This window comes from Micromonospora sp. CB01531 (assembly GCF_001905095.1).
In the GTDB taxonomy this organism is placed as follows: domain Bacteria; phylum Actinomycetota; class Actinomycetes; order Mycobacteriales; family Micromonosporaceae; genus Micromonospora.
Window position 1 is genome coordinate 16,974 of record NZ_LWLS01000013.1, and the last position, 17,465, is coordinate 34,438.

Below are 17,465 nucleotides of genomic sequence, written 5' to 3' on the forward strand. Positions count from 1 at the left end.
CGCCCGGTGAGAAACAACTGACATGGCCCTGATAATCATGCACTGACAGATTAGCGAGAAATCTCATCAAGCCCAGGCCGACACGTGGTCAGGGTCTGGTGAGGATGACGAGTTGCTGGGTCGCTCGGGTCATCGCGACATAGCGGTCGACCGCGCCTTCGATGCCGTTGCCGAATCCCTCGGGGTCGACGAGGACGACCAGGTCGAACTCCAGCCCCTTCGACAGCTCCGGGGTCAGCGACCGGACGCGGGACGTCGCCCGGAACGCGGGATCGCCGATGACGCAGGCGATCCCGTCGGCGTGTGCGGCGAGCCAGGTGTCGAGGATCGAACCCAGATCCGAAGCAGATCCGTGTACGACGGGGACGTCGCCGCTGCGGATGGAGGTCGGCACGTTGGCGTCCGGGAGCACGGCCCGGATGACCGGCTCGGCTTCCGCCATGACCTCCTTCGGCGTCCGGTAGTTGATGCTCAGGGGGGCCAGGTTGATCCGGTCGAACCCGATCCGCTCGAGCCGATCCTGCCACGACTCTGTGAACCCGTGCCTGGCCTGGGCGCGGTCCCCGACGATGGTGAAGCTGCGGGACGGGCAGCGGAGCAGCAGCATCTGCCATTCCGCGTCGGTCAGTTCCTGAGCCTCGTCGACGACGATGTGCGCGAACGGGCCGGCGAGCACATCCGGGTCGTGGGCGGGCGGCGGGGCGACGCCGTCGGCCAGCGCCTCCCGCAGGTCCCCTTGTTGCAGCATGGTCATCAGGCCCTCGCCGTCGTCGTACGCGGCGGAGGCGATCAGGTCGTCGACGACCTGGGCCATCTGCTCGCGCCCGACGGAGGCGGCGGCGTCATGCCGGCGCCGGCGCTCAGCGGCCTCCGCATCGCCGAGCCGCTGCCGCGCGGCGTCCAGCAACGGCAGGTCACATACCGTCCACGCCTGGGTGTCCGCGCGCTGGAGCTTGCGGATGTCGTCGGTGCTGAGCCAGGGGGCGCATCTGCGCAGGTAGGCGGGGACCGACCAGAGGTCTCCGACGAGGTCGGCCGCGTCGAGCAGCGGCCACGCGCGGTGGAAGACCGCGCGCAGTTCCCGATTCCCCTCCATCGAGGCGCGGAACTGGGCCTCCGGCTCGTCGCCGTCGTGCTTCTCGAGCAGGATCGTGAGCAGCGCGTCCCAGATCTGCTCGCGCGCCTCGTTGTGCGGCGTGCCTGGATCCGGCGCCTCGAACGCCTCCGCCCAGTCGTCGACGCTCAGCCGGATCTCGGACCACTCGGTCGCGACCGTCATCCCCTTCGCGGGCGGCTCCTCGTAGAACCGTACGGCCGCCTCGATCGCCTTGACCATGTCGGCGGACGACTTCAGCGCGGCCACCTCCGGGTCGACCTCGCTCTTGGCGGCGGCGCCCTCGTGGACGAGGTCCCGCAGCGTGCAGGTCTGCACGTCCTCCTCGCCGAGGCTGGGCAGGACGTCGGAGACGTACGCCAGGTAGGGCTGGTGCGGGCCGACGAACAGCACGCCGCCGCGGCGGTGACCGAGGCGAGGGTCGGAGTAGAGGAGGTATGCGGTGCGGTGCAGGGCGACGACGGTCTTCCCCGTACCGGGGCCGCCGTCGACGACGAGAGCGCCAGCGGATCCCGCGCGGATGATGGCGTCCTGGTCGGCCTGGATGGTGCCGAGCACGTCCCGCATCCGGGCCGACCGGTTGCCGCCCAGGCTGGCGATGAAGGCGGACTGGTCGTCGAGCGCGGCGTGCCCTTCGAACCCGTCCGGGGTGAACACCTCGTCCCAGTAGTCGGTGATCCGGCCGTGGGTCCAGCGATACCTGCGGCGGCTCGCCAGAGCCATGGGGTTGGCGTGGGTCGCTGCGAAGAACGGCTCGGCCGCGGGGGAGCGCCAGTCGACCAGCAGCCGGCGACCCGTGCCGTCCGTGAGGCCGAGTCGTCCGACGTACCCGGGCTCGGGGTCGTCCGCGCTGACCATGCGGCCCAGGCACAGGTCCCGGCTGAAGCGGCGCAGGGCGCGCAGGCGAGCGGTCAGCCGGTGGATCGCCTGGTCCCGGTCCAGCGCCTGCCGGCCTTTGCCGCCGGGCGCCTTGAGTTCGGCATCGAGACGGCCGGACAGGTCGGTGATCGTCTGCTCAAGGCTCTCCGCGATGGCCGCGAAATGCTGCTCGTCGCCGGCGATGAGCGCCGGGTCGGCCTTGGGGGAGAGGTGGTCGGGAAGATCAAACGCGCTGGTGGTCAGCGGGGTCACGTCATCAGCTCCGATCTGAGGCCGCGGCCGTCGTCGTGGTGCCCGCGCAATACGTCGACAACAACAACGCACCTATTTCGCGGTTCCCATTTCGTCAAGTTCTGGCCTCGGCCGGCGATTCTGCGGCACGACCGGGGTCTTGCCGCAAGCCCCCCGGTGCGCTATATGTTGATAGTGGCAGGGAGTAAGTGCGCTCCCTGTCCTTTCTATTTATCGCCCACCGTGGATGGGTCATCTCCTCGCGAAGCGGCAGCATTCTGCGCGACAGGATCGCCAAGAGGGTCAGCGAGCGTCCTCCACCCAGCTGGGTGGAGGTCCGCCTGTCAATCCGTTGGGCGGCCGTAGCTGGCGCGGGCCTCGGCCACCTGGCTGGCTTGCCGATCGCGCCACCGCTTCTGCGCATCGCTGTTGCAGCGCCGGCAGACCTTGCGATAGCGGCCGGTCCGGGGATCGATTTCGCGGTCGTGTCCGTTGCGGCACTGAGGTTGCTGTTTCCGGTTGCGGCGGTTCTCGCCATGACCGACCTGACGCAGGTGGGTGGGCTCGATACAGTCCGGCACGCCGCAGACGTGGTGCACATCCAGCGCAGGGTTGTAGTCGCCGACGAAGACGACGAACGCGGCGATGTGGGCCCAGGCCCGGCCCGCGACCTTCTGGTACACGCCGCGCTGGTTGCCGTAGCCACGCACGACGAGGCAGCCGTCTTCCGTGCGGACTGACCGGTTCCGCAGGTACGTCCGGAGGGTTTCCTCGGTGAAATGGCGAGACAAGCCCTTGATCTGCGACAGCACGTCGTGAGGGTAGTGGGCTCCGCTGACTTCGGTCGCTCGCGCGTGAGTCGACGTGCTCAGGCTCTTCTCGACCGGGCGCGCAGGATCTCGGCGCCTTCGCCGGACAACTCCGGCAGGACGACCAGTCGCCCGGTGAGGGCCAGCATCAACGCCTCCGCCGTGCCCCGGACCTCCGGCCCGTCACCCCGGGACCAGTCCAGGTCGGTGGCCGCGAACCGCAGCTCGGCCCGGAGCCGGCGCGGCCCGAACGCCACCGACCGGCGGCTGACCAGGAAGTCGAGCGAGGTCCGGGCGTGATCCGGGTCGAGCTCGGGCGGCAGGCCGAGTGGGCGGCGTACGTCCTGGCCATGCACCTGCAGGTCGGTGAGCTGGCCGAAGAGGCCGACCACGGGCGGCTTGAACGGGTTGCGTTCGTTGCGCCGCAGCTCGGCCACCAGTTCGGCGGTCGGCCGCCGGGCGATCCTGCGGGCCAACTCGGCGTTGGCCCGGTGCAGGTTGAAGCGGCTGCGCAGGATCAGCGGCAGGAACCAGCGGGGAGGCGTGGCGAACGGGGCGATCAGGTGGCCGGCCACCTCCTTGGCCGTCCACTCTCCGCAGAGGCTGGGCGTGTCCAATTGTTCCGGCGTCAGCGAGTCGATCAGGTCGGCGAACCGGCGTCGTTCCGCCGCGACCATGTCCAGGAGAGCCACTCCGGCGACGCTACCGGCGCACCGCATTGCACGCCGCCCCGGCGTCCGGCCGCCCGACCCTCAGGCCACGTCGGGAGTGGACGTACGCCGGGGCGGCCTCGCATCGCGAGGCCGCCCCGGGACTGCACCCTCACCGCTCGGTGCGGTCTTCGATCTCGGTGCCGGACTCCTCGGGCAGGGCGCCGATCGCCTGCTCGGCGGCCCGGCCGCCGGTGCTCTCGTCACCCAGGTTGAGGTCGCTGCGGGGCATGCCCTCCACCCCGGCGGCGATGCCGGTGCCGTCCGGTGGACCGGCGGTGCGGGAATCACCGGTACGGCCCCGGGTCACACCGCGTTCGTCCAGGCGCTGGTGCGCGGTTTCGCCCCCCAGGTGATCGGCTCGGGACTTCGCCACGCGCTTGATGTCGTCGCTCATGTCGCCTCCCGTGTGCTGGCTGTCGAGCTGGCCGGCGGTGCCGGTCAGCGGCCGATGGCCGGCCGACCTGGCCCGGGCGGGCCCGGTCGTGGCGCCGCCGTCTGGGCAGCCGGACCACCCGAGGACTCGCGGCGACCCACACCCTGGCCGTGGTATATGCCCTCGTCCGTGCCCGGATCGCCGGGATCGGCCAGGCTGGTGTCGATCGGCCCGCCGGTCGGTTCGGACAGGCCGGCCCGGCGCAGCGCGGTGACGAGCTCGTCGTGTGACATCCGCTCGCAACCCGGGATCCCGGCGGCGTACGCGATGGCGCGCAGCGTCGCCAGGTCCTTATCCACGAAAGATTCGGCCATGCCGGTGCCTTCCCGGGGCTCGGGCCGGGAAACCCGCCGTCGCCGGTTTGTCGCCGTTTCGCGTATCCGGTCAGCCGGCCGGCGCGGGGCCGGTCGAGTCGCGGACGACCAGGGTGTGACCGGTGGGTCGGCGGCGGGGGCGGGTCGACCTGGGCTTGAGGGCGAGGGTGAGGGCCATCCGTCCCATTTCGGTCATCGGCAGGCGTACGGTGGTGAGGCTCGGGGCGAGGTCGGCGGCGACCGACACGTCGTCGAAGCCGACCACCGACATCCGTTCGGGCACCGGGATGCGCCGGGCCCGCAGGATGGACAGCACGCCGATCGCCATCGCGTCGTTGAGCGCGATGATCGCGGTGCTGTCCGGATGCTGGTGCAGGATCCGCTCGGCGGCCACCCGGCCACCGTCGCGGGTGAAGTCGGAGTGCACGACGGGCAGTTCGTCGAGCGAGAGCCCGTGCGCGGACAGCGCGGCGGCGACCCCGGCGAGCCGGTCGGCCACTGTGGTCAGTCCCGGCGTGCCGGCGGCCACGGCGATCCGCCGGTGGCCGAGCCCCAGCAGGTGTGCGCCGATCGCGCGGCCGCCGGCCTCGTTGTCGGGCACGACGGCGTCGACGCCGAGGGCGTGCCGGCCGATGACGGCGACCCGGCCGCCGGCGCGCTGGAACGCGGCGAGTTCGCTGCGCGCCTCGCCCTCCACGCGCGGGTCGTCGTAACCGGACCCGGCGATCAGGATGATGCCCACCTGCTGGGCGATGAGGTGCCGCAGCTGACGCAGCTCGTTATCCGGGTCGCGGCCGGAGTGGGCGATCTGGACCAGCAGCCCCTCCTCGGCGGCGACCTCGACGACCCCGCTGGCGATCTCCGAGAAGTAGGGGTCGTCGATCTGGTGGACGATCAGGCCGACCGTGGAGCTGGCACCGCCGGCGAGGGTGCGGGCGTACGGGTTGGCGACGTAGCCGAGCTCGCGGGAGACCTGCCGGACCCGGTCGGCGACCTCCTCGCTGACGCCCTCGCGGCCAGCCAGGGCGCGGGAGGCGGTCGCCAGCGAGACGCCGGCGCGTTCCGCCACGTCGACGAGGCGCAGCCGGGCACCGGGTTTGGGCATCCACGAACTCCTGACATCACATTGATCCGCACCGGGCTCTTGCCTGTGGCGTAAGGCACAGCATAAAGTACGTAAGCGCTTTCGTAAGCGCTTACGTACGTGCGGCACCGCCGCTGCCCGACCGTCGTCCGGCGAGCGTGACCTCGCCCGGCCAGCGGCCCGGGCGGCCCTCAGTCCTGTCCAGACGTACCTCCAACTTCAGCGACCGGAGCACGGTCCCGCGCCTCACGTAAGCGCTTTCGTCAGCGACCACCACGCACCGACGAACGGAGCACCGCCCAATGAGAAGACACAGAAGGGCCGCCGTCGCGGCCACCGCCCTGCTGGGACTGGCCCTGACCGCCAGCGCGAGCCCCGCCCAGGCCGACCGGCCCGGCCCGCACGACGTCCACCCCGCCCTGTGGTCGCATCTGGTCGCGTTCTACGACTTCGACCACCCGATGCCCGGCGACGCCGCGCTCGAACGGGACCTCGGCCGCTCGAGCACCGAGATCGAACTGGTCAACGGCGGCGCGGACATGCGCGTGCCCGACCAGGCGTACAAGAACAGCGGCAACGCGCTGCAGACCCGGCAGGTCAACCCGGAGGTCGCCGGAAACGACGACTGGAAGGCCGGCACCTGGTCATCCAGCGGTGTGCGGACGCTGCGCACGTTCAGCGGCGCCGAGGGTACGACGGTGATGGGCTGGTTCAAGCGGGAGATGGACGGCCCGGCACTGAACTCCACCACCGCCAACCCGACCGACCGGTACAACGCGATCGGCCTGGCCGGCGTGCTGACCGGTGACTCCGACGGGCACGGGGTGCGAGCCCTGCTCGAGCTGATCGACGTCAACGGCGAGCTGCGCCTGGTCGCGCTCGGCCGGCGCCTCGACGGCGGGTCCTCGCAGACGTTCGCGGCGAGTGAGGACTGGCGCACCCTGCTGCCGAAGGGGGAGTGGGTGCACCTCGCGGCCACCTACGACTTCACCACCGGCACCATGGCGCTCTACCGCAACGGCGAGCCGGTCGACGGCTTCTACACCGTCGCCGGTGACCCGTGGAAGGTGTCCGGGCCGGGCCCGCACGTCACCAGCTCCACCGACCCGCGCGGCATCAAGATCGGCGGGAGCTTCCCGCAGAACAACCTCGAGCGCAACCCGTGCGACTGCCGCATGGACGGGCTCATGTTCCTCGACAGCGTGATCCCGGCGAGCGACATCGCCAAGCAGTACCGCTACATGGCCCGCTGACCGTTCCTCGGTCCGTCCCACCGAGAAGGAGAACCCGCGTGTTCATTCGCGCTGGCAGCACCGGCAGGCTCCGCAGAGCCGCCCTTACCGCCGGGGTCACTGCCGCCACCCTCGTCCTGTCCACCCTGGTCGCCGGACCCGCCCGGGCCGCCGGCGCCGTCTACGACCCGATCCCCGAGTCGCCGATCCAGTCCCAGCTGGGGCTGGTGCTGGAGGAGTACGCCAGCTTCCCGCAGTCGAACCCGAACCCGGCCCCCGTCGACCAGCGGCTGGTCCGCAAGGCCCGGATCAACACCATCAACGAACTGCCCGACGGCTCCGGCCGCCGCGCCGTGCCGGACCTCAACGGCAACCTCTACTTCGTCGAGAACGGCGTGCCGCACGTCTACCTCGACGTGGCCGCGACCTTCGCGCCGCAGTTCTTCTCCGGCCGCGGCCTCGGCCAGGGCTTCGGGTACGTCGCGTTCCACCCGGACTTCGCGCGCAACGGCCGCTTCTACACCATCCACACCGAGCAGGCCTCGCTCGCCACCCGGACCCCGGACTACGCCCAGCCGGGCACCATCTACCAGGGCGTCATCACCGAGTGGACGGCCACCGACCCGGCCGCGGACACCTTCTCCGGCACCCACCGGGAGCTGCTGCGCATCGGCTTCGGCGGCCAGATCCACGGCATCCAGGAGATCAACTTCAACCCGACCGCGAAGCTGGACGACGCGGACTACGGCATGCTCTACCTCGCGGTCGGTGACGGCGGGCAGGGCTACCGCAACGGCGACCCGCAGAACATGGGCATGCCGCACGGCAAGCTGCTGCGGATCGACCCGCAGGGCACCAACGCGCCCAACGGCCGGTACGGGATCCCGGCCGACAACCCGTTCGTCGGCCGGGACGGCGCGCTCGGCGAGATCTACGCGGTGGGCTTCCGCGACCCGCACCGGTTCAGCTGGGACCGGGCCACCGGCCGGATGTTCCTCGGCCACATCGGCGAGCACGCCATCGAGTCGATCTACGAGGTTCGGGCCGGGGACAACTTCGGCTGGAGCGAGCGCGAGGGCTCGTGGGTCTTCGACAAGACCGCGACCAAGCCCTGCGACAAGCTCTACCCGCTGCCGGCCGACGACGCGAAGTACGGCTACACGTACCCGGTCGCCGCGTATGACCACAACCCGGCCCCGGGCTGGAACTGCACCTCCGACGTGGGCGTCGCGGTGGCGGGCGGCTTCGTCTACCGCGGCCACACCCTGCCGGCCCTGATCGGCAAGTACGTCTTCGGTGACCTCGTCGACGGCCAGATCCTCTACACGGTGGCGGACGAGATGCGCCGCGGCGAGGGTCTCGCCCCGATCCACCGGCTCGCCCTCTACACCACCGCCGGCGACCTGGTACGCATGCAGGGCCTCTCCAGCCCGGGCGCGCCCGGCGACCCGAACCGGGTCGACCTGCGCTTCGGCACCGACGCGGCCGGCGAGCTTTACATCGTCGCCAAGGCCAACGGGAAGATCTGGAAGGTGGTCGGCACCAAGAAGGTGGCGAAGGGCGACGTGGGCAAGACCAAGGTCGTCCACACCGGCGGCGCCGAGAACTGGACCCCGGTGACCCCGTCCAAGTGGCAGTTCGACGGCGACCAGGTGATCCTCGCCGAGGCCGGCGTGAGCCGCCCCGGCCCGCGCCGCCCGTTCGAGTACGCCCTCCTCAACAAGGGCCCGTCGGCCTGGTCGTCGGTGCAGATCGACGCCCGGGTACGCCTCGACACGCCGTTGGAGGTCAGCAACCGGGACATCATCATCGTCTTCGGCTGGCAGTCGGACACGCAGTACTACTACGCGCACCTGTCGACCGACAACACGATCTACCCGCACAACGGCATCTTCAAGGTCAACAACGCCGACCGGGAACGCATCGACCACCAGTGGAACGGCCGCTCCCGCGGCGCCAACCCGGCGATCACCGACGCCGACTGGCACAAGGTGCGGGTCGTGCACCTGCCCGCCACCGGTGAGATCGCCGTCTACGTCGACAACGCCAAGGACCCGCTGCTGACCGCGAAGGACACCACCTTCGGCTCCGGTCGGGTGGGCTTCGGCTCGTTCGACAACATCGGCCGTACCCGTCTGTTCACGGTCACCGGCACGCCGGCGGCCTGACCAACGCCCAGCGGGGGCGGCGGCGCGGATGTGCCGCCGCCCCGCTGTGTCTGAGGGGCCCAGTCGGGCGGTGCGTACCTCCGTAATTCCGCCACCAGGCGGCCGCTGGCACGACCTGCGACGACCGGTCAGTCGCAGCCCAGCCCCTGCGCGTACCCGGCCGGCGGGTGTCCGGCGGCGACCTTGTCGGCTGTCTCCCAGAACACCTCCTCCGCGACCACGTCGGCGGCGTCCTCGGGGTGCTCGACACGCCGCAGGGTGTACGCCAGCAGCCGCTCGAAGTTGGCCGCGTAGACGAGTCGGAAGTGGTCCTCGTGCTCGGTCCCGGAGCTCACCTTCACCCCATGTCCGGTCGGTCGCCGATCGTGACAGGCACCGAGTCATCCTGGACCGAACCTCGTCCAGCGGCGCCACAACCGAAACGGGTCCGGGGCCACTCTTAGTGTGGTGGGAGGCCGGGTTGCGGAGTGAACGAGAGTACGTCGAGTACGTCCAGGCACGCATGTGGTGGCTGCGCCGGCTGGCATACCGGCTGTGCGGGCAGTGGTCGGCCGCCGACGACCTGGTGCAGGAGTGCCTCGTCGCGCTGTACCGGCACTGGCGGAAGGCGACGGCGGCGGACTCGCTCGACGCGTACGTCCGGGCGATGCTCGTCCACGCGTACCTGGCCGAGCGGGAACGGTCCTGGGCCCGCCGGGTCCGGCCGGTGGCCGACGTGATCGCGCCCGCGACGGCGCCGCTGGCCGGTGCCGACCACCGCGTCGACCTGCTGGCCGCGCTCACCAAGCTGTCCCGCGGGCAGCGCGCGGTGCTGGTCCTGCGGTACTGGGAGGACCTGGACGTCGCGCAGACCGCCGCCGTGCTGGGCTGCTCGGCCGGGACCGTCAAGAGCCAGACCTCGTACGCCATCGCGGCGCTGCGCCGCCTGCTGCCGAACTACGTGCCGGGAGGATCGGACGCGCCATGAGAGACCTGTTCGCCACCCTGCCGGATGATCCGCCGCCGCTGCCGCCCGGCTACCTGGACACCGTGCTCGCCCGGGGCCGCCGCTCGGTCCGGCGCCAGCGGATCGGCGTCGCCGCTGCCTGGGCGGTCGTGGTGCTCCTCCTGGCCGTCCTGGTGGTGCCCGGCGTCCCGCTCCCCGTTCAACCGGCAGCCCCGTCGACGAAGCCGAGCCTGCCCGACCGCTTCGCCGGGTACTCGATCCTCACCAGCACCGTCACGTCGGCTCCGCCCGGCCGCGCGATCGCCCTCTACGGCTACGGCAACGGCGAGGCGTTCAACATGTTCCAGTCGTTGGTCGTCGGAGCCGACGGGGACACCTACCGGCGGGTCGACGCCATGGAGGAGCGGGACCAGCCGTCGGCGCTGCTCGCCCCGGACGGCACCCGCGTGCTGCTCGGCGACGAACGCGGCGCGACCGCCGACCTGATCCTCGTCGACCTGACCACCGGCAAGCGCCGGTCGATCCCGCTCGGCGACCCGGTCGGCGTGCGGCTGCTGGCCTGGTCGCCCGACGGCCGTCACGTCGCGTACAGCGCCGCGCCCGTCATCCGCACGGATGAGTTCGGCACGGTCAACGTCGTCGAGGCCCAGGTGGCCCGCACCGGCACGCTGCGGCTGCTCGACCTGTCGACCGGGCGCAGCACGGAGCTGCCGGCGATCAAGCCGGCGTGGACGGCGGCGTTCGCGCCGGACAGCCGCCGGCTCGCCGTGCAGGTCGCCCAGACGGCCCACCTCGTCGACGTCGACGGCCGCGAGTACGGCAGCGTGCCCATCCCGCGTGGACGCGAGCTGGCCGCCGACGTCGGCTGGTCGCCGGACGGCACGTTCCTCGCCACCGTGCCGTGGCTCATGGACGGGCCGTTCAACGGCACCTCCGGCGGCGACACCAGCCACGGCACCTTCCTGTGGAAGGCCGGCGACGTCGAGTTCGTGCCCGTCTCCGGTGGCGGCACGGCACCCGCGCCGGTCCCGGACGTGGTGCAGCTACTCGGTTGGCGCTCGGCGGACAGCGTGGTCGTCGCGACCATCAACGCCGCGGGCCATGTGGCGCTGGTCGAGGTGCACCTCGGCGCCGGCACCCGCCGGACCCTGTCCCGCTTCGACACCGGCAGCACCTGCGAACTCGGCACCCAGAGCTGTCAGGTCTTCGACCTGCACCTGGCCACCGGGCTGCTGACCGACCTGACGGTGCGACACGCCGGTCGCCCGCACCGCGGCCCCTGGCCGATGGTCCTGAACGCCGTCGTAGGTGTCGTCGTCCTCGGCGCCGCGTTCCTGCTGTGGCGCCGGAGACGAACCCGACGGGCCCGGTTGGAATAGCCGCAGCCACCGCCCGGCGCATCTCCCGGGTCTCGGCGTCAGAGTGCGCCGAGCCGGTCGGCCAGCACACCACCGGCCTGGACCAGCCAGCGCGTCGGGTCGCCCAGCGCCGCGTCGACTGAGCCCGCGAGCTCCACCAGGGACACCGCCGCCGACACCGACCCGGGCACGGGGCCGCCGACCTGCCCCGCGGCCACCCCCACGGGTACGGCAGCGGACGCGGCCGCGGCCAGCAGCGAACCGACCACCTTGCCGGTCAGCGAGGTCTCGTCGAACCGTCCCTCACCGGTGAGCACCACGTCCGCGCCGGCGAGCGCGTCCGTCAGTCCGACCAGTTCCGCGATCATCGTCGCGCCCGGCACGATTTTGGCCCCCCACAGCGCTGCGAGGCCGTACGCGGTGCCGCCGGCCGCCCCGGCTCCCGGCTCGTCGGGGTGGCCGCCGGCCTGCTCGGCGAGCCGGCGCAGTGCCGCGTCCAGCAGCGTCACGTCGGCCGGTTCCGCGCCTTTCTGCGGCCCGTACACGGCGGCGGCGCCGGCCGGGCCGGTCAGCGGCGCGGTCACGTCCACCAGCAATTGCACCCCGCCGGGCGGCGCGGGCAGCAGTTCGGTGGTGTCGACGTGGTCCAGGTCGGCCAGGGCGGCGCCGCCGAGCGGCAGGTCCCGGCCCCGGGCGTCGCGCAGCCGCAGTCCCAGGGCGCGCAGCGCGCCGGTGCCGCCTTCGGTGGACGCCGACCCGCCGAGTCCGATGACGAGGCGGGTGGCCCCGGCGTCGAGGGCGGCCCGGGCGACCGCGCCGAGCCCGTACGTGTGCGCGTGAAGCGGGTCCGGGGCGGCCATCAGCGGCAGGCCGCTGGACTGGGCGAGTTCGAGCACGGCCGCCCCGTCGGGCAGCAGCAGCCAGGCGGCGGTCACCGCGCGGCCGTCCGGCCCGGACACCGTCACCGTGCGGCGTTCGGCGTCGGGCAGGGCGGCGGCGAAGGCGTCCACGGTGCCTTCGCCGCCGTCGGCCAGGGGCAGCAGCCGTGTCTCGTCACCGGGCCGGCGGGCGAGCCAGCCGCTGGCGAGGGCCCGGGCGGCGGCGTCGGCGCCCAGGCTGCCCTTGAACGAGTCGGGTGCGACGACGAGGCGCATCAGTCGGCCAGCACGAGCCGCAGGTAGCGGTCCTTCATGGTCGCGAGGACCTCGTCCGGGTCGGTCGCCCACACCTCGGCGTTGAAGATCTCCACCTCGGTGTCGCCGGTGTAGCCGGCCTGCTCGACCGCCCGCCGGAACGGCGGGAAGTCGATGTGGCCGTCACCCATCATGCCCCGGCCGAGCAGCACGTCGGCCGGCAGTGGGGTGAGGAAGTCGCAGACCTGGAAGCTGGCGATGCGCGCGCCGGCGCGGTCGATCTGCCGCCACACGTCCGGGTCCCACCAGATGTGGAAGGTGTCGACCACGACGCCGACCTGCTCGACCGGGAACGGTTCGGCGAGGTCGAGCGCCTGCCCGAGGGTGGACAGGACGGCCCGGTCGGCGCAGTACATCGGGTGCAGCGGCTCCAGCGCCAGCCGTACGCCGCGCTCGCCCGCGTACGGGGCCAGCTCGGCGAGTGCGTCGGCCACCCGCTGCCGGGCGCCGCGCAGGTCGCGGGAGCCGGGCGGCAGGCCGCCGACCACCATGACCAGGCAGTCGGTGCCCAGGCCGGTGGCCTCGTCGATGGCGCGCCGGTTGTCGGCCAGCGCGGCGCGGCCGGCGTCGCCGTCGGCGGTGAGGAAGCCACCGCGGCACAGCGACGACACCCGCAGCCCGGCGTCGGCGACGAGTTTCGCGGCGGCGGCCACGCCGATCTCGGCCACCGGCTCGCGCCACAGGCCGATAGCCGGGATGCCGGCCCGGACGCAGCCCTCGACGGCCTCGCGGACCGACCACCGTTCGGTGGTGCGCTGGTTGAGCGACAGCCGCGCCAGGCGCGGGTCGACGGCGCTCACGCGCTCACCCCGGCGACCGAAAGGTACCGGCGCATCCGCTCGACCGCCAGGTCCGGGTCGAGCAGCAGGCCGGCGGCATCGGCGAGACGGAACGCCTGCACCAGGTGCGGCACGCTGCGCCCGCTGTGGAGCCCGCCGACCATGGTGAAGCCGGGCTGGAAGCCGTTGAGCCAGGACAGGAACGCGATGCCGGTCTTGTAGTACTGGGTGGGCGGGGCGAAGACGTGCCGGGACAGCGGCACGGTCGGGTCGAGGATCTCCCGGAAGCCCGCGGTGTCGCCGGTGTCGAGGCGCTGCAGCGCCGCCGACGCGGCGGGGGCGATGGCCGCGAACGCGCCGAGCAGGGCGTGGCTGAACTGCTGGCCGTCGCCGGCGATCAGCTCGGGGTAGTGGTAGTCGTCGCCGGTGTAGACCCGGACGGTCGGCGGCAGCAGTTCCCGTAGCCGGACCTCCCGTTCGGCGTCGAGCAGCGACACCTTCACCCCGTCGATGACGTCGGCGTGGGCCTGCACCAGCGACACGAACGTCTTGGTCGCCTCGTCGAGGTCGGTCGAGCCCCAGTAGCCGGCGAGGGCCGGGTCGAACATGTCGCCGAGCCAGTGCAGCACGACCGGCGCCGTCGTGCCGGACAGCACCTGGTCGTAGACGCGCAGGTAGTCGTCCGGGCCGGTGGCCAGCGCGGCGAGCTGCCGGCTGGCCATCACCACCGCGGTCGCGCCGCACTCCTGGACGAAGGCGACCTGCTCGGCGTACGCGGTGACGACGTCGTCGAGGGTGTCGGGCAAGTTGGTCAGCTGGTCGGTGGCCGCGCCGGCGACGATGCGCCCGCCGCAGGCGGCGGCCTCGGCGGCGCTGCGCCGGATCAGCTCGTGGGTGGCGGCCCAGTCGAGGCCCATCCCGCGCTGGGCGGTGTCCATCGCCTCGGCGACACCGAGCCCCCAGGACCACAGGTTGCGCCGCACGCTCAGGGTGGCGTCCCAGTCCAGCCGGGCGGGCTGGCCGGGGGCGTTGTCGGCGTACGGGTCGGCGACCACGTGCGCCGCGGCGTACGCGATCCGGCTGGCCGGCGGGCCGGCCGGCCGCTGCCAGCCGGCCGGCTCGCGCAAGGTGAGGGCCTCGGTGCCGCCGCCGGGGATGGGCAGGGTGATCCGGGCGGTCACAGGGTGATCTCCTCGATCTCCACCCGGCGGCCCTCGCGCGCCGACAGCAGGCCGGCCTCGGCGAGCTGCACGCCGCGGGCGCCGGCCAGGAAGTCCCACGGGAACGGCTCGTCGTCGACGATGTGGCGCAGGAACGCCTCCCACTGGACCTTGAACCCGTTGTCGAAGTCGTCGTTGTCGGGGACGGTCTGCCACTGGCCGCGGAAGTTCTCGGTGACCGGCAGGTCCGGGTTCCACACCGGCATGGGGGTGGCGCCCCGGTGCTGGATGCGGCACTCGCGCAGCCCGGCCACGGCGCTGCCGTGGGTGCCGTCGACCTGGAACTCGACCAGCTCGTCGCGGTAGACCCGCACGGCCCAGGAGGAGTTGATCTGGGCGGTGATGCCGCCGGCCAGCTCGAAGATGCCGTACGCGGCGTCGTCGGCGGTGGCCCGGTAGGTCTGGCCGGTCTCGTCGACCCGCTCGGGGATGTGGGTGGCGATGTGCGCGGTCACCGCGGTCACCGGGGCGAAGATCTGCTCCAGCACGTAGTGCCAGTGCGGGAACATGTCGACGACGATGCCGCCGCCGTCCTCGGCCCGGTAGTTCCAGCTCGGCCGCTGGGCGTCCTGCCAGTCGCCCTCGAACACCCAGTAGCCGAACTCGCCGCGTACCGACAGGATCCGGCCGAAGAACCCGCCGTCGACGAGCCGCTTGAGCTTGCGCAGGCCGGGCAGGAACAGCTTGTCCTGCACGACGCCGTTCTTGATGCCCTTGGCGGCGGCGAGCCGGGCCAGTTCCATGGAGCCGGTCAGCCCCTCGGCGAGCGGCTTTTCGGTGTAGACGTGCTTGCCCGCGTCGATCGCCGCCCGGATGGCCTTCTCCCGCTGGGCGGTGACCTGCGCGTCGAAGTAGATCTGGTGGGAGTCGTCGGCGAGCGCGGCGTCCAGGTCCGTCGTGTACGACGTCAGCCCGTGCCGGGCGGCGATCTCGGCGAGCTTGGCCTCGTTGCGGCCCACCAGGGTCAGCTCCGGCCAGATGCGGCTGCCGTCTCGGGCCGGCAGTCCGCCCTGCTCGCGGATGGCGAGCAGGGACCGGACGAGATGTTGGCGGTAGCCCATCCGTCCGGTCACGCCGTTGAGGATGATCCCGATAGACGTGCGCTCCACTGTGTTTCCTTCCCAGGTCCGGTGGTTATTCGGCGGTCGTCGTCGCACCCAGGAGGTCCCGGATGCGTCCCGTGGCGCGCGCGAACTCCGGCTCCGACATCGTCTGGCCGTAGTCGCGCTCCACGGGGAGGTCGACGTCGATGACCTCGGCGACGGTGCCGGGTCGAGGGGTCATGACGATCACCCGGTTGGCCAGGTAGACCGCCTCGGCGATGGAGTGGGTGACGAGCAGGACGGTGGTGCCGGTCTCCCGCCAGATGCGCCGCAGCTCGACGTTCATCTGCTCGCGGGTGAGGGCGTCCAGCGCCCCGAAGGGCTCGTCCATGAGCAGGACCGGGGGGCGGTGCAGCAGCGCGCGGCACAGGGCCACCCGCTGCTGCATCCCGCCGGACAGTTCGTTCGGGTACGCGTCCTCGAAGCCGGTCAGGCCGGTCATCGCGATCAGCTCGTCGACGCGCTGGCGTACCTGCGCCTTGGGCAGGCGCCGCATCTCGGCCTGGAGCAGGATGTTCTTCCGGGCCGTACGCCACTCCAGCAGGGCGGCGCGCTGGAAGACGTACCCGATGTCGCGCCGCGGCCCCCGCACGTCCTCGCCGTGCAGGCGGACCTGGCCGGACGAGGGCCGCAGCAGGCCGGACACCAGCTTCAGCAGCGTCGACTTGCCGCAGCCGGAGGCGCCGACGATCGAGACGAACTCGCCGGGCTCGATCCGCAGCGAGACGTCGCGCAGCGCGGTGACGTCCTTCTTCTTGGTACGGAAGCGGACCGCGACCTGGTCGATCTCGACCGCGGCGCCGGTCGCCGTGGCGTCAGCGGGCCGCTGTGTGGTGGTGTTGCCGACCGTCATCTCGGGTTCATCCCTTCGGCGCGAAGCTCGCGTCCCAGTAGGTCGCCGGGGACTCGGCCTTGTTGATCACGCCGGCCTCGGCGAACACGTTGATCGTCTTCGTCCAGTCGGCCTCGTCGTTGATGCCGGGCGCCTGACCCTTGGTGGCGTCGGTGTGCAGCAGCTGCAGAGTGGCGTTGAACTGTTCGGTGAGCACCTTCTCCGACGGCAGTTGCTGGGAGGCGCCGGCCATCGCCGCGACGGCGCCGGCCGCGTCCTTCTCGGCGGCGGCCCAGGCCTCGCTGCTGGCCGCGACCATCCGCTTGACCAGGTCCTGCTTGTTCTTGATGGTGTCGGTGGAGGCGATCAGGCCGTTGCTGTAGAAGGTCAGGCCGTTCTCGGCGAACTTGAGGTAGGAGACCGGCTTGCCGGCCTTCTCCTGCATGGTCGGGCCCTGGTCGGTGGCGAAGCCGAGCAGCGCGTCGGTCTTGCCCGACATGACGGCGGCCATCTTGCCGGCCGGGTCGGTGTTCTGCAGGGTCACGTCGGAGGCGGCCAGGCCGTTGGCCTTGAGGAAGGCCGGGAAGGTCTTGCTCAGCGCGTCGCCGGCGGTGGAGGCGATCGTCTTGCCCTTGAGGTCGGCGGGGGAGCTGATGTTCTTGTCGCTGAAGAACTGCACCGACGACGGGGTGGTCTGCAGGAAGACGCCGACGCTCTTGACGTCCATCCCCTGGCCCACCGCGGAGAGCAGGGCGGGGGTGTCGGCCCAGCCGAAGTCGGTCTGCCCGGCGGCGGTGGCCTGGACGGTCTTCTGCGAGCCCTGGCCGGCCTGGATGGTCAGGTCGATGCCGTGCTTGGCGAAGATGCCCTGCTTCTGACCGTAGTAGAACGGGGCGTGCTCGCCGTACGGGTACCAGTTGAGGGTCAGGGTGACCTTGTCGTGGCCCTGGGCGGTCTTGGCCTGCTCGTCGGAGGACGAGCCGCAGCCGGCGGTGGCGGCCAGTATGAGGGCCGGCACGAGCGCGGCGGCGAAGGTGCGCAACTTCATGGGACGGGT

General features: G+C 71.9%; 17 protein-coding genes. 4 read left to right on the forward strand and 13 right to left on the reverse strand.

Going from position 1 to position 17,465, the window contains the following annotated elements:
* Positions 1-88: 88 nt before the first annotated feature.
* The 6 genes from helR to A6A27_RS04120 form a co-directional block, all read right to left on the reverse strand.
* Complete coding sequence (gene helR, locus A6A27_RS04095; RefSeq protein ID WP_198940192.1) at positions 89-2,236, reverse strand: RNA polymerase recycling motor ATPase HelR; 2,148 nt, start codon at positions 2,234-2,236, stop codon at positions 89-91.
* 332 nt (positions 2,237-2,568) lie between these two features.
* On the reverse strand, positions 2,569-3,036 hold the full coding sequence (locus tag A6A27_RS04100; protein ID WP_073833065.1) for an HNH endonuclease: 468 nt from the start codon (positions 3,034-3,036) through the stop codon (positions 2,569-2,571).
* A gap of 56 nt (positions 3,037-3,092) precedes the next feature.
* The gene (locus A6A27_RS04105) at positions 3,093-3,725 is read right to left on the reverse strand and encodes a maleylpyruvate isomerase family mycothiol-dependent enzyme (RefSeq protein WP_158073940.1); all 633 of its coding nucleotides are present in this window, start codon (positions 3,723-3,725) and stop codon (positions 3,093-3,095) included.
* Positions 3,726-3,855: 130 nt separating this feature from the next.
* Positions 3,856-4,140, reverse strand: a complete 285-nt coding sequence (locus tag A6A27_RS04110; RefSeq protein WP_073833067.1) for a hypothetical protein — start codon at positions 4,138-4,140, stop codon at positions 3,856-3,858.
* 44 nt (positions 4,141-4,184) lie between these two features.
* A complete protein-coding gene (locus tag A6A27_RS04115; protein WP_073833068.1) occupies positions 4,185-4,493 on the reverse strand; it encodes a hypothetical protein in 309 nt (102 codons plus the stop codon).
* Positions 4,494-4,563: 70 nt separating this feature from the next.
* On the reverse strand, positions 4,564-5,598 hold the full coding sequence (locus A6A27_RS04120) for a LacI family DNA-binding transcriptional regulator (RefSeq protein ID WP_073833070.1): 1,035 nt from the start codon (positions 5,596-5,598) through the stop codon (positions 4,564-4,566).
* Positions 5,599-5,879: 281 nt separating this feature from the next.
* Here A6A27_RS04120 and A6A27_RS04125 point away from each other — a divergent pair, with 281 nt between their 5' ends.
* Together A6A27_RS04125 and A6A27_RS04130 are read left to right on the forward strand one after the other, a co-directional pair.
* Positions 5,880-6,830: a LamG-like jellyroll fold domain-containing protein gene (locus tag A6A27_RS04125; RefSeq protein ID WP_073833072.1), complete on the forward strand. Its 951-nt coding sequence runs from the start codon at positions 5,880-5,882 to the stop codon at positions 6,828-6,830.
* A 38-nt stretch (positions 6,831-6,868) separates the two neighbouring features.
* Positions 6,869-8,977, forward strand: coding sequence for a PQQ-dependent sugar dehydrogenase (locus A6A27_RS04130; RefSeq protein WP_083672414.1), 2,109 nt, complete (start codon positions 6,869-6,871; stop codon positions 8,975-8,977).
* 128 nt (positions 8,978-9,105) lie between these two features.
* Here A6A27_RS04130 and A6A27_RS45650 read toward each other — a convergent pair whose 3' ends face one another.
* The gene (locus tag A6A27_RS45650; RefSeq protein WP_241825062.1) at positions 9,106-9,312 is read right to left on the reverse strand and encodes a hypothetical protein; all 207 of its coding nucleotides are present in this window, start codon (positions 9,310-9,312) and stop codon (positions 9,106-9,108) included.
* A gap of 125 nt (positions 9,313-9,437) precedes the next feature.
* Here A6A27_RS45650 and A6A27_RS04140 point away from each other — a divergent pair, with 125 nt between their 5' ends.
* A complete protein-coding gene (locus tag A6A27_RS04140) occupies positions 9,438-9,944 on the forward strand; it encodes a SigE family RNA polymerase sigma factor (RefSeq protein WP_198940181.1) in 507 nt (168 codons plus the stop codon).
* Positions 9,941-11,302 (forward strand): WD40 repeat domain-containing protein, encoded by a 1,362-nt coding sequence (locus A6A27_RS04145; protein ID WP_073833075.1) that lies wholly within the window; start codon positions 9,941-9,943, stop codon positions 11,300-11,302. Before A6A27_RS04140 ends, A6A27_RS04145 begins: the two co-directional genes overlap by 4 nt.
* Positions 11,303-11,340: 38 nt before the next feature.
* Here the strand turns inward: A6A27_RS04145 and A6A27_RS04150 are convergent, their stop codons facing one another.
* Genes A6A27_RS04150 through A6A27_RS04175 form a run of 6 tightly spaced genes read right to left on the reverse strand, consistent with a single transcriptional unit; the run spans position 11,341 to position 17,456 of the window.
* Positions 11,341-12,435: a glycerate kinase gene (locus A6A27_RS04150; protein ID WP_073833077.1), complete on the reverse strand. Its 1,095-nt coding sequence runs from the start codon at positions 12,433-12,435 to the stop codon at positions 11,341-11,343.
* The gene (locus A6A27_RS04155; RefSeq protein WP_073833079.1) at positions 12,435-13,274 is read right to left on the reverse strand and encodes a sugar phosphate isomerase/epimerase family protein; all 840 of its coding nucleotides are present in this window, start codon (positions 13,272-13,274) and stop codon (positions 12,435-12,437) included. The genes A6A27_RS04150 and A6A27_RS04155 overlap by 1 nt, the downstream gene beginning before the upstream one ends.
* Entirely contained in the window at positions 13,271-14,434 is a 1,164-nt protein-coding gene (locus tag A6A27_RS04160; RefSeq protein ID WP_073833081.1) for a dihydrodipicolinate synthase family protein, read from the reverse strand. Before A6A27_RS04160 ends, A6A27_RS04155 begins: the two co-directional genes overlap by 4 nt.
* Positions 14,431-15,582 carry a Gfo/Idh/MocA family protein gene (locus tag A6A27_RS04165; protein ID WP_073833083.1) on the reverse strand — a complete coding sequence of 384 codons (1,152 nt, stop codon included), beginning with the start codon at positions 15,580-15,582 and terminating at the stop codon, positions 14,431-14,433. The genes A6A27_RS04160 and A6A27_RS04165 overlap by 4 nt, the downstream gene beginning before the upstream one ends.
* A 25-nt stretch (positions 15,583-15,607) precedes the next feature.
* The gene (locus A6A27_RS04170) at positions 15,608-16,429 is read right to left on the reverse strand and encodes an ABC transporter ATP-binding protein (RefSeq protein ID WP_073833085.1); all 822 of its coding nucleotides are present in this window, start codon (positions 16,427-16,429) and stop codon (positions 15,608-15,610) included.
* Between the two features lie 7 nt (positions 16,430-16,436).
* Entirely contained in the window at positions 16,437-17,456 is a 1,020-nt protein-coding gene (locus A6A27_RS04175; RefSeq protein WP_073833087.1) for an ABC transporter substrate-binding protein, read from the reverse strand.
* Positions 17,457-17,465: the final 9 nt, after the last annotated feature.

Bases quoted from the DNA above. Each gene is read 5' to 3' on its own strand.
- A6A27_RS04120 (WP_073833070.1), bottom strand. From the start codon at position 5,598: ATGCCCAAACCCGGTGCCCGGCTGCGCCTCGTCGACGTGGCGGAACGC.
- A6A27_RS04150 (WP_073833077.1), bottom strand. From the start codon at position 12,435: ATGCGCCTCGTCGTCGCACCCGACTCGTTCAAGGGCAGCCTGGGCGCC.
- A6A27_RS04110 (WP_073833067.1), bottom strand. From the start codon at position 4,140: ATGAGCGACGACATCAAGCGCGTGGCGAAGTCCCGAGCCGATCACCTG.
- A6A27_RS04170 (WP_073833085.1), bottom strand. From the start codon at position 16,429: ATGACGGTCGGCAACACCACCACACAGCGGCCCGCTGACGCCACGGCG.
- A6A27_RS04125 (WP_073833072.1), top strand. From the start codon at position 5,880: ATGAGAAGACACAGAAGGGCCGCCGTCGCGGCCACCGCCCTGCTGGGA.
- A6A27_RS04175 (WP_073833087.1), bottom strand. From the start codon at position 17,456: ATGAAGTTGCGCACCTTCGCCGCCGCGCTCGTGCCGGCCCTCATACTG.
- A6A27_RS04145 (WP_073833075.1), top strand. From the start codon at position 9,941: ATGAGAGACCTGTTCGCCACCCTGCCGGATGATCCGCCGCCGCTGCCG.
- A6A27_RS04115 (WP_073833068.1), bottom strand. From the start codon at position 4,493: ATGGCCGAATCTTTCGTGGATAAGGACCTGGCGACGCTGCGCGCCATC.